The organism is uncultured Rhodoblastus sp., assembly GCF_903903185.1.
In the GTDB taxonomy this organism is placed as follows: Bacteria; Pseudomonadota; Alphaproteobacteria; order Rhizobiales; family Beijerinckiaceae; genus Rhodoblastus.
In genome coordinates this window covers 42786-54897 of the sequence record NZ_CAIUXT010000074.1, presented here as the reverse complement: position 1 = coordinate 54897, position 12112 = coordinate 42786, and the positions used below count along the sequence as shown (strand labels likewise).

At 64.8% G+C, this 12112-nt stretch carries 11 protein-coding genes; 5 read left to right on the top strand and 6 right to left on the bottom strand.

What is annotated here, in order from left to right; all coding sequences use genetic code 11:
• Positions 1-124 precede the first annotated feature (124 nt).
• Positions 125-424: a hypothetical protein gene (locus QZY01_RS07050; protein WP_294535131.1), complete on the top strand. Its 300-nt coding sequence runs from the start codon at positions 125-127 to the stop codon at positions 422-424.
• A gap of 6 nt (positions 425-430) precedes the next feature.
• Here QZY01_RS07050 and QZY01_RS07045 read toward each other — a convergent pair whose 3' ends face one another.
• Genes QZY01_RS07045 through QZY01_RS07035 form a run of 3 tightly spaced genes read right to left on the bottom strand, consistent with a single transcriptional unit; the run spans position 431 to position 3460 of the window.
• A complete protein-coding gene (locus tag QZY01_RS07045; protein ID WP_294535129.1) occupies positions 431-1483 on the bottom strand; it encodes a response regulator in 1053 nt (350 codons plus the stop codon).
• Position 1484: 1 nt separating this feature from the next.
• The gene (locus QZY01_RS07040; RefSeq protein ID WP_294535127.1) at positions 1485-1943 is read right to left on the bottom strand and encodes a response regulator; all 459 of its coding nucleotides are present in this window, start codon (positions 1941-1943) and stop codon (positions 1485-1487) included.
• Between the two features lie 29 nt (positions 1944-1972).
• Positions 1973-3460 (bottom strand): ATP-binding protein, encoded by a 1488-nt coding sequence (locus QZY01_RS07035; RefSeq protein WP_294535124.1) that lies wholly within the window; start codon positions 3458-3460, stop codon positions 1973-1975.
• Between the two features lie 264 nt (positions 3461-3724).
• Between QZY01_RS07035 and QZY01_RS07030 the strand changes: the two genes are divergently transcribed.
• The gene (locus QZY01_RS07030) at positions 3725-4624 is read left to right on the top strand and encodes an alpha/beta hydrolase (protein ID WP_294535122.1); all 900 of its coding nucleotides are present in this window, start codon (positions 3725-3727) and stop codon (positions 4622-4624) included.
• Here QZY01_RS07030 and QZY01_RS07025 read toward each other — a convergent pair.
• Positions 4608-5591 (bottom strand): polysaccharide deacetylase, encoded by a 984-nt coding sequence (locus QZY01_RS07025; protein WP_294535120.1) that lies wholly within the window; start codon positions 5589-5591, stop codon positions 4608-4610. The two genes, QZY01_RS07030 and QZY01_RS07025, sit on opposite strands and share 17 nt — an antisense overlap.
• 10 nt (positions 5592-5601) lie before the next feature.
• Here QZY01_RS07025 and QZY01_RS07020 point away from each other — a divergent pair, with 10 nt between their 5' ends.
• On the top strand, positions 5602-6042 hold the full coding sequence (locus QZY01_RS07020; protein WP_294535117.1) for a GNAT family N-acetyltransferase: 441 nt from the start codon (positions 5602-5604) through the stop codon (positions 6040-6042).
• Positions 6043-6048: 6 nt separating this feature from the next.
• On the opposite strand, the gene QZY01_RS07015 is transcribed toward QZY01_RS07020, so the two are convergent.
• Together QZY01_RS07015 and dnaN are read right to left on the bottom strand one after the other, a co-directional pair.
• Positions 6049-8040 (bottom strand): acyltransferase family protein, encoded by a 1992-nt coding sequence (locus QZY01_RS07015; protein ID WP_294535114.1) that lies wholly within the window; start codon positions 8038-8040, stop codon positions 6049-6051.
• A 21-nt stretch (positions 8041-8061) separates the two neighbouring features.
• The gene (gene dnaN, locus QZY01_RS07010; protein WP_294535112.1) at positions 8062-9180 is read right to left on the bottom strand and encodes a DNA polymerase III subunit beta; all 1119 of its coding nucleotides are present in this window, start codon (positions 9178-9180) and stop codon (positions 8062-8064) included.
• A gap of 234 nt (positions 9181-9414) precedes the next feature.
• Between dnaN and QZY01_RS07005 the strand changes: the two genes are divergently transcribed.
• The gene (locus QZY01_RS07005; protein ID WP_294535110.1) at positions 9415-11628 is read left to right on the top strand and encodes a PBP1A family penicillin-binding protein; all 2214 of its coding nucleotides are present in this window, start codon (positions 9415-9417) and stop codon (positions 11626-11628) included.
• Positions 11629-11732: 104 nt separating this feature from the next.
• Entirely contained in the window at positions 11733-12101 is a 369-nt protein-coding gene (locus QZY01_RS07000) for a hypothetical protein (protein WP_294535108.1), read from the top strand.
• Positions 12102-12112: the final 11 nt, after the last annotated feature.

The following is a 12112-nucleotide window of genomic DNA, read 5'->3' as shown; positions in this document are numbered from 1 at the left end:
CATTTGGGCGCGGCCTCCGGCTTCGGAGGTAAAAAAAGTGTCAAATCGCCTGAGGACGAGCGGAACTATTCTAATTTTCAGTCGTATTGGTCATTGGGTCGAGGCTCTGCAGGAGGGGTTGGTCATGGGTGAATGGAATCGCCAAATTTTGCGTTTTTCACTGGTTCTGGCGCTCGGGAGCGGTCTGGCCGGAATGGCGGCTCATGCGGCGCGGCCTGAAAAGCCCGGAATGAGGGTCCAGACGCCGCGCCCCGAGCCGATCATTCTGGCCACGGTCATGGAACGGACCGTTCCCGAACAATGCCTGCTGGTTCCGCGCGAAGAGGCCGATTCCGCAACGGACGCGCGCAAGGGCCGCGAAAAGATCGCGGACCTGCGCGACAGGGACGGTCACGGCAAAAAGAAAGTGATCGCCTGCGGCTGAGGAAAATCACGCCAGCGGAAATTCGAGCCGGGTCCGCACCCCGCTGGCGCCGACGTTCTGCGTCAGGGTTGCGCCCAAGGTCCGGGCCATGGCGGAGAGAATTTTCGACCCCAGCCCGGTGCCCTGGCTTGGCGCCGCGGCGTCGAACCCTTGGCCGTCATCCTCGACGCTGACAAAGCCTTTGGCGCCGGCCCGGCCGACGGCGACGCGAATTTCGCCCCGGCGCTGGTGCGGATAAGCATATTTGAAGGCGTTGGTCACCAGTTCGCCGACGATGACGCCGAGCGTCACCGCCTTGTCGATGGGAATGGCGAATTTTTCGGCGCTGAGCGCGATGCGGTGGTCGTGAGCGGTGTCGCGCAGGGATTCCGCCAGTTCCGCCGTCAGATGGCCGAGATAGTCGTCGATTTCGACCTGGCCGACCTTGTCCGATACGTAAAGGCGGCGATGCACGCCGGCGATGGCGATGATGCGCCGCCGCGTCTCGTTCAGGGCGGCGACGGCGGCGGGGTCCGTCAGCGCGCCGGCCTGCATCCGCACCATGGCGGCGGCGAGCGCCAGACTATTGGCGATGCGGTGATTGACCTCGCGCAACAGGGTTTCGGCGCGGTCGCGCGCGACGCGCACTTCGCGTTCGTTGCGCTCCTGCACCTCCCTGAGGCGCCAGCGTTCTAGTACCTGTTCCATGGCGACGACCAGCAAATCGAAAAAGGCCTCGGCTGAATCCTTGACGACATATTCGTCGGCGCCGGCGCGGATCGCCTGGATCGCGGTTTGGGCGTCGATCGCCGCCGTGACATAGACCACCGGCGGGCGGCTTTCGCGCGGTCCGAGGCGGCGCAGCACGTCGAAGCCGGTCTCGCCTTCGAGCATGTGGTCGAGCGCGATCACGTCGATTTTACCTTCGGCGAGCAGACTTAGCCCCTCGGCGCCGCTCTTGACATGCGCGACCTCGTGCCCGCGCCGCGACAGCGCCTTGCGCGTCAGGGCGGCGAAGGCCGGATCGTCGTCGATATAGAGCACTCGGATGGGATGCCTTCCCTCGGCCGCCTGCGTCATGTCAATCGACCTCCGGGATCTGCATCACCGAAAGGAACAGGCCGAGTTGCCGGATGGTGTTGGCGAAGTGCTCGTAAATCAGGGGCTTGGTGATATAGACATTGGCGCCGAGATCGTAGCAGCGCTGGATTTCGCGCTGGTCGTCGGCGGTGGTCAGCACGATCGCCGGGGAACGGCGCAATTGGGCGTCGCCCTTGATTCTGGCGAGAATGTCGATCCCGGTCATGTCCGGCAGGTTCAGATCGAGCAGAATCAGGCAGGGCGCGCCGGGTTTCATCCGGTCGGGGCCGTCGCCGAGCAGAAAATCCAGCGCGCTGGCGCCATCGCGGAAGCCGACGATGTCATTGGTGACGCCGGCGCGGCGGATATGTTTCTCGATCAGCCGGGCATGGCCTTCGTCGTCCTCGATCATGACGATCAGGACGGGCTTGGCGTCGCTGGTGTTCACGGTCTCCGCCATTCCATTCTCCGGCCTTCAATTTTCGCCCTTTAGTTCTCTTGCACGATTCGGTCGAGATTGCGCGCCAGCGAGAAGCGAAACACCGAACCGGTGACGCCATCGGACTCGACCTGGATTTCGCCGCCGAGCCGCCGCGTCAGACTGCGCACATGGGCGAGGCCGACGCCTTCGCCCGGCCGGTCCTGAGGACCCGCGCGGCGAAACAGGTCGAAAACGCGCTCGCGGTCCTTGGCCGCGACGCCCCGGCCATTGTCGCGGATTTCGAAATAGGCCATCGCCCCGCGCGCCTCTCCGCTGATCGCGATTTTTCCGGCGCGGCCGGGAGCGAAATATTTGACGGCGTTGTCGAGAAGGTTGGTGAAGATCTGCTTCACCGCATTGGCGTCGCTGACAATGTCGGGCAGCGGCTTGACGACGCTCGCCTCGCCGCCGCTCTCCACCAGCTGCTTGCGGATCTGCGACAAACAGTCTTCGAGCAACTCGCCCATGTCGATGCGCTGGGGATGCAGCGGCGCGCGCCCGAGCCGCGACAATTGCAAAATGCCGGCAATCAGCGAGTCCATGCGCTTGAGCGAGGATTGAATGAAGCGCAAGGCTTCCGGCGCCTCCTCGTCGACGGCGGCGTAAACCTCGTCCATCCGCGCGAAAGGCGCGCCGGCGCGCATCGAGTCGACATAGGCCTTGAGCACTTCGGCGGCGTTTTCCAGTTCGCGGGTGAATCCCATGATATTGACCAGCGGCGCCCGCAGATCGTGGCCGACGACATGGGCGTAACGCTGGATGTCCTCGTTCGAGCGCTGGAGTTCGCGGGTTCGTTCGCGCACGCGCGATTCCAGCTGCCGGTTGGCCTCGCGCAAGTCGTGCCGCGCGCGGATCAACTGGCTGGTGCGGGTGGCGATGGCGAAAATGGCGGCGCCCGACAAGGCGAGAATGGCGACCATCCCCTCCCAGGTGGTCCGCCGCAGGCTTTGCAGCGTCCGCGAGGTTTCGTCATGACGTTTCTGGCGAAGGATTCCAGTGTTGTTGCGCGCCTCGGCCACGGCGTCGCCGATGCGGCGCATCGAAGCGGCGCCCGGCTCGTCGGCGGCGACCCGCAGCGCGGCCTCGGCGCCCTCGGCGCGCGCCAGTTCGACCATGCGCGACCAATGCTCGAATTTCGCCTCGACCTCCTGACGCAGCAGGGTCTCGACGGCCGGCGCCCCATCGCCCGCCATGCGTTCGGCCCGATAATTCTCGACATCCGCCAATGCCCTGGCTTTGGCGCCGGCCGGGTCCGCCAGCCACTTGTCCTCGGGAGTCAGCAGGAAACGCCGCACCCCGGATTCGGACTGGAGCAGGGTCTCCATCAGGTCGCCGAGCGCGCGCTCGGCCCGGCCGACGCTCTCCGATAATTTGAAATCCTGCTGGACCGCCTTGCCATATTCGGCGGCCCGCAGCGAAATCCATAGCAATACCGCGCCGGCGGCGGCCGCCAGCAGCACATGATAGGCAAGAAAACGCTTGTCGACATGTTTCATCGGATCCGTCCGACCCGCCCGGATTGGTCTTGGCCGACAAGTTCGCATGGCGTTCGCCGCCGGCCAAGATGCTTTGGGCCGGGATGGCTTGAAACGAGAGTCTTTCGAACAAAATGCCTTGTCGAGAGCGCGCTTCGAGCAAGCCTCCTGTCTGCGGTGACAACCGCGCCGTGTCGCCGGCGCGGTTGCGGGCCGATGAAACTTTTTCGGCGGCTGACAGTATGCAACAAAGAGCAACGCCTATCAGAAGGAAACGTAACGGGAATGTCGAAGAAAACTCTGGCTGTCAGCGTCGCCCTGATGGGCGCGATCGCGGCCTATGCGGAGGCCGGCGCGCGCGCCGACACCGAATGGCGCCTGCCGGGCGTCCTGTTCAACGCCATCGTCGCGGAAAAGCACGGCGCCGTCGCCCGAGGCCTCGCCTATGGCCCGTTGGCGCGCCAGAAGCTCGATATTTACCGCCCGGCGCCGGAAATCGACCGCAAGGCGATCGTGATTTTCTTTTATGGCGGCGGCTGGCGGCGGGGCGAACGCGCCGTCTATCGTTTCGTCGGCGCGGCTCTGGCGGCGCGGGGCTATACGGCGGTGATTCCCGATTACCGTCTGTTCCCGCAGTCGGCCTTCCCCGATTTCATGGAGGATGCGGCGCTCAGCTATGCCTGGGTGCAGCGCCATGTCGCCACGCCCAGGGAAAGGCGCCGCATCGTGCTGATGGGCCATTCCGCAGGCGCCCATATCGCCGCGCTGCTGGCGCTCGACCCGCATTATCTGGACGAGGCCGCCATGGGCGCGCCGCCGCCCGCCGCCGTGGTCGGTCTCGCCGGTCCCTATGCCTTCGATCCGACCACCTGGCCGCGCACCCAGAAAATTTTCGCCGCCGCCGCGCAAAATCCGGAAAGCGCGCGGCCCCTGGCCTTCGCCTCGGCGAAAGCGCCGCCCATGCTGTTGGCGCGCGGCGACAAGGACGGCGTGGTCGCCGACTTCAACGCCGACGACATGGCGAAGGCTCTGGAGGAAAACGGCGTTTTCGTCGAGAACAGGATCTATCCGGGACTTGGCCACGTCGGGCTGGTGCTGACCCTTTCGCGTCCGTTCCGCTGGCGCGCGCCGGTCCTCGACGACGCCATCGCCTTTATCGAGACGGCGCTCAAGGCGCCCGGGTGAGCGGGAGGAACGGCGTCGGCAGAGCGCCCCGGAGGCTTAGATCCTGAAATTTGCTCAGTCCCAGCGGCTCGTTGCCATTGACGTGGACCAGAATAATGGCGCCCTCGCGCGGCTTTTGCTCCAGCGCCAGCCAGGCGTCGGCGCCGAGCGGTATCAGATGGTCGTCCTTTAGCGCCTGCATCCAGCCGGCGTCGGAAATCAGGCCGGGAAAACGGAAAAACACCGAAGGCGTCTCGCCATTGGCGATCAGCAGCCTTTCGACGTCGAAAATCTCGCGGTCCTTGTCGAGGCCGGGCGCGAGCAGGAAATTCTGCCCTGTCGGCAGGCCGGGGCGGTAGGGATGGGTGTAAGAGTGATTGACGAAGGTGATGGCCAGCCGGCCTTCCGCCTTTTCCCGCCGCAGCCAGTCGAAATCCTCGGGGTGATGGGCGATCCAGAGGCCGGAGACCGACAGGGCGATCTGCGTCGCGGGGCCGGCCTTTTCGAGCTTTTGCAGGAAGTCGCGGTCGAGCGATTTTCGTGACGGACAGAGGTCGGCGGTGAGGAAGGCGCCTTCGCCGTGTCCATGTTTCAGCCCCGCATTGTCGAGCCATGTAGCGCCGGGTTTGAGCCTGTTCCCCGGATCGTCGGCGAATTGCGCGACCAATTGCTGGAAGCGGCTCGTCCCCTTCGGTTCGCGGCAGGTCCAGCAAGTGCGGCGCTCGATGCTCGTGTCGAGACTTTTCGAGTCCACGGTCAGCAAGAATTCCTCGCCGCCGACGCGCATGGCGCGGATGGCCAACCGCTCCTTGTCGGCGTTTGTGCAGCTTTGCAGGATCGCCTGGTAATCTTCCACGCGATGCAGCCGTTGCAGCGGTCCGCCAATCGGCGCCTCGATTCTGGCAGGGGAAGCGCAATCGGGCTCGGCCCTTGCGCCGATGCCGGCGAGCGGCCAGAGTGCGGCGAGAAAACCCAGAACTTTTTTCATGCGCGGATCCATGACAAAAAAACAGGTCCCGACCAAGCCCTTTCATATCGCAAGGGAAGTCGCCGGGAGCGAGGCTTCAAAACTGGTTTCGGCGCGTCTGGGACGGGAAATCGCCGGGAGCCACGGCCCGCGCAATGAAAAAACCTTCACGCTGGCGGCGCGCGATCAACGAGGCGAGTGGATCGGCGGCGTCAATGGCGTGATCCACTGGCGCTGGCTTTATATCAGCCAGTTCTATCTGGCGCCGGATTGGCGCCGCAACGGGCTTGGCCGCGCCCTCCTCGCCGAAGTCGAAAATTTCGCCCGCGAAACCGCCTGCGTCGGGCTTTATCTCGACACGTTCGAAGCGGGTCCGCTGGATTTTTACTGCAAATGCGGTTTTGCAATCTCCGGGCGGATCGAGAATTTCCCGCCCGGCGCCGAGCGGACCTTTTTGAGCAAGGCGCTGTGAAGTGTTTCAGCGTTTGACGCCGGCGAGCGCTTGCTCGATCGCCGGGCCCAGAATTTCGCGCGCGACATAAGCCGATCCGCGCGTTGAAAAATGGCCGTAATCGATGGCCATCAGATCTTCGGGCAGATCGTCGCCAAGGCGGCGGCGGCAGCCTCTGTCGTCGCAGAGCTTCTCGGCCAACGATATAAGAGACACGCCCGGGCCAAAATCCTGCCGGCGCAAGGCGGCGTCAACGTCAAGACTCTGGCGATTGAGACCATTCGAGGAAAAGACCGGCGTCCTCCCGTCGCGCAAAATCTCGTTCGCCGCCAGCTGCGGCAGGCTCGGCGTCCAGGTCGGAATCTGTCCGGCGACGATCACCCGGCCGACGCCGCGCGCCCGCAAGGCCTGGGCGCCGGCGCGGAAATTCTGGAGAAAATCGCGCGTGGCCCAGCCCGGCGTGTCCAGAAAGACGCCAAAATAGGCGCCTACAACCACAATATCGGGCTTCAGCGCTTCGACCTGGGCGAACACATGGTCATTGATGGCGCGGCAGCGTGGCGTCGCCGACTTGCTCCCCGCTTCCGGTTCGATGTTTTCGATCAGCGGCGCGCAATAGCTGGCGTTGAGTTGCAGGATATTGGCCCTGTCGCCGAATACGGCGCTAAGCCCCGCATAAAGATGCGCCCCATGCGAATCGCCGAGCAGCAGGAGGGTGGGTTTGGCGGGATCGGCCTTTTGCAGGCATTGGGGCGCAAAGGCCTGCGCTACCGTCTCAGGCGTCAGGTGTTCGTCGCGCCGGTCGTCGTAACAAAGGCCGGCGCGATAGGCTTGCTGCTCGAATCCATGCGGCGGGAAGGCGAATATCGCCGCGACCTGCGCGGGATAGCGGCCGGGGAAGCCTTTTTCGGCGCGCGTCAGCATTCCGATCAGCCCGAGCGCCGCCAGCGCCGCCGCCAGCGCCGCGACGGTTTTCCATGGACGCCGAACGGAAAAAGCGAAGATCGGCCGCTCGACGAAGCGATTGGTCAGCGCCGCGAGAATCAGCGCCAGCGCCGCCAGCGCCGGCCGCAGGCCCGGCGGCGCCAGCGCGCCCCAGCGCAGAAAGGCGAAAGCCAGCAAAGGCCAGTGCCAGAGATAGAAGGGATAGGACAGATTGCCGAAAAATTGCATCGGCGCCGCGCAAAGGAGTTTTTCGCTCCAGCGGCCCGGAAAGGCGATGACCATGGCGCAGCCCAGCGTCGGAACCACCGCGCGCCAGCCCGGAAAAGCCTGGTTTTCGTCGAACAGCACGATGGCCGCCGCCATCAGCGCGATTCCGGCGAGCGCCAGTCCTCCTCGCCGTGCGCCGCCCGGCGGCGGTCCGCGCGAAAGCTCGAAGCGCGCTACGGCGGCGCCCAGCGCCAGCTCCCAGACGCGACCCCAGGGGAGATAAAAGGCGGCGGTGGGATCGCGAGGCGTGGAATAGAGATTGAACCCGAATGACAGCGCCGTGACGGCAAGGATCAGCGCGGCGGTAGGCAGCCTTAGGCGGAGGCCCAGAATCAGCAGCGCCGGCCAGACGATGTAGAATTGCTCCTCGATGCTCAGCGACCACAAATGCAGGAGCGGATTGCCTTGCGCCGAGGGGGCGAAATAATTGACCTCCGCCGCCAGACTGAAATTGAGGATATAGGCGGCGGCTTCGAGCTGATGCTGGCCGAGCACGGTCAGGGCCGGCGGCGGCAGCCATAACAGGCCGCCAAGCCAGACGGCGCCGAGCACCAGCGCCAAAGCCGGGAAAATGCGGCGCACCCTGCGCGCGTAAAACCGCCGCAAGCTGAATTGGCCCACCGAAATTTCGGAAAAAATGATCCGCGAAATCAGATAGCCGGAAATGACGAAAAAAATATCGACGCCGACGAAGCCGCCCGGCGCCAGCCGCCGCTCGACATGAAAGGCGACCACGCTGACCACCGCGATGGCGCGCAATCCATTGATATCGGGCCGGAAAGTCAGGTGCATAGGGAATTGGGGCATTGCCGGCACAAGCGGCGCCGTTCACACCCGCATCGGCATCAAGACATAAAGCGCGCTCGCGCCTTCGCGGTCCTGCACGATGGTCGGCGAGCCGGAATCGTTGAGCTTGAACAAAGCCGTGTCGCCGTCGAGCTGGTTGGCGATATCGATCAGGTAGCGGGCGTTGAACCCGATCTCCAGCGGGCTGGCGTTGTAATCGACCTCCAGCTCCTCCACCGCCGACCCTGAATCCGGATTGGTGACGGAGAGCACCAGCTTGCCTTCGGAAACCGCGAGTTTGACGGCGCGTCCGCGCTCCGAGGAAATGGTCGAGACGCGATCGACCGCATCGGCGAAATCCTTGCGCTCGACGGTCAGAAACTTGTCGTTATGCGCCGGAATGACCCGCCCGTAATCGGGGAAGGAGCCGTCGATCAGTTTCGAGGTCAGCACCACTTCGCCAAGCGTAAAGCGGATCTTGGTCGCGGAAAGCTCGACGCCGACTTCCAGATCCGGCTCTTCGATCAGTTTCTGCACTTCCGCCACCGCCTTGCGCGGCACGATGACGCCCGGCATTCCGGCGGCGCCTGCGGGGGCCGGCGTCTCCAGCCGCGCGAGACGGTGGCCGTCGGTCGCCACCGCGCGCAGCACCGACACGCCGTCGGCCTCGGCGACGTGCATGAAGACGCCGTTGAGGTAATAGCGGGTTTCCTCGTTGGAGATGGCGAATTGGGTCTTGTCGATCAGCCGCTTGAGTTCGCCCGCGGGGAGCTTGAACTTATGGCTCATGTCGCCGGCGGCGAGGTCGGGAAAATCGCTTTCCGGCAGGGATTGCAGGTTGAAGCGCGAGCGGCCCGAACGCAGTTGCAGCTGGCCGCCGTCGGTCCCCGACTCCAGCGACACCTGGGCGCCATCGGGCAATTTGCGGACGATTTCGTAGAGAACATGGGCCGGCAAGGTAGTGGCGCCGGCCTTGCCGACATCGGCGGGGACGGTTTCGGTGACTTCGAGATCGAGATCGGTGGCCTTGAGCTGCAATCCGCCGCCGCCGGCGCTGAGCAGGACATTGGAGAGGATCGGAATGGTCGTGCGCCGCTCGACGACGCGATGCACATGGCCGAGCGATTTGAGGAGAGCCGATCTCTCGAGCGTGACTTTCATGGGGCGGCAATCCGAATGCAGAAAAAACCGGAGGTTTTACGGGGGCGCAACTTTGCAGCGGCTGCGCCGCCAAAGCAAGGACGTGAGCCCAAGATTTTAGCCGATGCGGCGCCCAGCCCCAAATCGAGCGCGGCGGCAAAACACTTAACCGGCCCTTAATTCGCCCCCTTTAAATTGAAAACACGCCTTTCACTTCTCCATGCTCCTCACCTTACAGACTCGGACAGCGGCATCATGGCGCGAAAGAAATCGGGCGGCGAGCGAATCGAGCCTGGCTTTGCCGCCCGAGCCGATTCCGGCCGCGCGCCGCGCGTCGAGGCGGAGCCGCGCGGTCCGAGACGAGCCCAAAGAACCGAAAAGCCGGCGCGCGGCAAAAAGGGTTTCGGCCTCGGCCGGCTGGTCTATTGGGGCTTCGTCCTTGCCGTCTGGGGCCTGATCGGAGCCGGCGGGATGGTCATTTATTACGGTTCGCAACTGCCCCATATCGACCATCTCGCAGTGCCCAAGCGCCCGCCCAATATCGCCGTGCTCGGCGTCGACGGCTCCCTGCTCGCCAATCGCGGCGACACCGGCGGGGCGGCGATCCGCCTGCAGGACCTGCCCCCCTATCTGCCGAAAGCCTTCGTCGCCATCGAGGACCGCCGCTTCTACAGCCACTGGGGCCTCGATCCGGTCGGGGTTGTCCGCGCCCTGTTTCGCAACGCGCTCGGGCGGGGCGGCGTCCAGGGCGGCTCGACCCTGACCCAGCAATTGGCGAAAAACCTGTTCCTGACTCAGGAGCGCACGGTCTCGCGCAAGATTCAGGAGGCCATTCTGGCGCTCTGGCTGGAGCATCGCTATTCCAAGGACCAGATTCTCGAACTCTACCTCAACCGCGTCTATTTCGGCTCGGGCGCCTATGGCGTCGATGCGGCGGCGCAGAAATATTTCGGCCATTCGGCCAGGCTCGCCACCCTGCCCGAGTCGGCGATGCTGGCCGGCCTGATGAAGGCGCCGAGCAAGCTAGCGCCCAATCATAATGAGCCTGCGGCGGTCGAGCGCGCCAACCAGGTCGTCGCCGCCATGGCGCAGGAGGGCCATATCACCGAGGCCATGGCGCAGGTGGCCTTGTCCCACCCGGCCCATGCGGTGCGCGCGAAAGCCGGCGGCTCGCTCAATTACGCCGCCGACTACGTCATGGACGTGCTCGACGACACCATCGGCGCCATCGACGAGGATATTGTCGTGACCTCGACCATCGATCCGGCGATGCAGGCCGCCGCCGAACGCGCGCTCGTCGATGTGCTCAACCGGCAGGGCGGGAAATATGGCGTGGCGCAAGGCGCGCTGGTCTCGCTCGACAGCGCCGGCGCCATCCGCGCGCTGATCGGCGGGCGCGATTACGAGGACAGCCAGTTTGACCGCGCGGTCTCGGCGCGGCGCCAGCCCGGCTCCGCCTTCAAGCCCTTCGTCTACCTGACCGCGCTCGAACATGGCCTGACGCCCGACAGTGTGCGCGACGACGCGCCCATCGATGTGAACGGCTGGCGGCCGGAAAATTCCACCCATAAATACCTGGGCCCGGTCAACCTCACCACGGCGCTGGCTCTCTCGCTCAATACGGTGTCGGTGCGGCTGGGGCGGGAGGTCGGTCCGCGCGCGGTGATCCAGACCGCGCATCGGCTCGGAATCGTCTCGGAAATGCAGCCCAACGCCTCGATCGCGCTCGGCACTTCCGAGGTCACGCCGCTGGAGCTGGTTTCGTCCTACGTCCCCTTCGCCAATGGCGGCATCGGCGTGCAGCCGCACATCGTCACCAAGGTGCGGACGGCGGACGGCAAGCTGCTTTACGCGCGAAAAGGCTCAAGCAACGGGCGCGTCGTCGATCCGCAATATGTGGCGATGATGAACGCCATGCTGGAGCAGACCCTGACCATCGGCACCGGCAAGAAAGCCGACCTGCCGGGCTGGGAGGCGGCGGGGAAAACCGGCACCAGCCAGGATTACCGCGACGCCTGGTTCGTCGGCTACACCAGCCAGCTCGTCACCGGCGTCTGGCTCGGCAACGACGATAATGCGCCGACCAAAAAAGCCTCGGGCGCCAATCTGCCGGTCGAAATCTGGTCGCGCTACATGCGCGAGGCGTTGAAGGGAATGGTCGTCGCCGGCCTGCCGACGGGGGGCTGGCGCAGCGAAAGTCTGGCGGCGGGGCTGGCGGCGTCGCTTTGGCCGCAGCCGACGCCGCCGCCCGCCGCGCCGCCGCGTCTGGCCGCCGTCCATATGGACACGTCAAATCCCGGCGCGCCGATGGCGATCAATGGTCCCGGCCGGGTCGTGGCCGATGCGCCCGAACGCGACGACGAGCCGACGCCGCCGGAAAACATTCCCAATTCGCCGCCGGGCCGCCGCCCGCGTCCGGCCGCGGAAAGCGGCAATTTTTTCGAACAGCTGTTCGGACAAAAATTCTGAAGCGTTGTTCTTCGATCGGGTCTCGCGCCGCCGCAATTTTTGCCTATATGCAATGGATGCGGGCATGGCGCCGTCGGCGGGCGCGGCGACAAGGAGCCGATCGCATGAATCATCAGGCTTGGCTTTTGAAAATTCAGTTGGCCGGCGTTGTGGCGCTCGCCGTCTTCGCAAGCTGGGCGTTGACATCGCCGGCGCAGGCGCAAAAAATGCGCTACGCCAATGGCACGGCCTATTGGGATGTCGATCCCGGCCCCATTGACCCCGGTTCCTACTGGACCTCGGGTCTGTATAAATACGATCCAAACGGCTATCTGGAGAGAAACTGGCGCGACGCCGACCAGTTGCATGAAATGACGGTCTATGCCGATCATGCCGGCAAGCAGAACTGCGTCTTCAGGAAACGCGTCCCGATCAGCACCTGGGATTTCCAGCACCCCTACCTGCGGGTATGCCGCAAGCCGCCAAAGGACTGACGCCGGGCGGC

Excerpts from the sequence above, each read along its gene's own strand:
- QZY01_RS07030 (WP_294535122.1), top strand. The coding sequence starts at position 3,725 with ATGTCGAAGAAAACTCTGGCTGTCAGCGTCGCCCTGATGGGCGCGATC.
- QZY01_RS07035 (WP_294535124.1), bottom strand. The coding sequence starts at position 3,460 with ATGAAACATGTCGACAAGCGTTTTCTTGCCTATCATGTGCTGCTGGCG.
- QZY01_RS07005 (WP_294535110.1), top strand. The coding sequence starts at position 9,415 with ATGGCGCGAAAGAAATCGGGCGGCGAGCGAATCGAGCCTGGCTTTGCC.
- QZY01_RS07050 (WP_294535131.1), top strand. The coding sequence starts at position 125 with ATGGGTGAATGGAATCGCCAAATTTTGCGTTTTTCACTGGTTCTGGCG.
- QZY01_RS07020 (WP_294535117.1), top strand. The coding sequence starts at position 5,602 with ATGACAAAAAAACAGGTCCCGACCAAGCCCTTTCATATCGCAAGGGAA.
- QZY01_RS07040 (WP_294535127.1), bottom strand. The coding sequence starts at position 1,943 with ATGGCGGAGACCGTGAACACCAGCGACGCCAAGCCCGTCCTGATCGTC.
- QZY01_RS07000 (WP_294535108.1), top strand. The coding sequence starts at position 11,733 with ATGAATCATCAGGCTTGGCTTTTGAAAATTCAGTTGGCCGGCGTTGTG.
- dnaN (WP_294535112.1), bottom strand. The coding sequence starts at position 9,180 with ATGAAAGTCACGCTCGAGAGATCGGCTCTCCTCAAATCGCTCGGCCAT.
- QZY01_RS07045 (WP_294535129.1), bottom strand. The coding sequence starts at position 1,483 with ATGACGCAGGCGGCCGAGGGAAGGCATCCCATCCGAGTGCTCTATATC.
- QZY01_RS07015 (WP_294535114.1), bottom strand. The coding sequence starts at position 8,040 with ATGCCCCAATTCCCTATGCACCTGACTTTCCGGCCCGATATCAATGGA.
- QZY01_RS07025 (WP_294535120.1), bottom strand. The coding sequence starts at position 5,591 with ATGAAAAAAGTTCTGGGTTTTCTCGCCGCACTCTGGCCGCTCGCCGGC.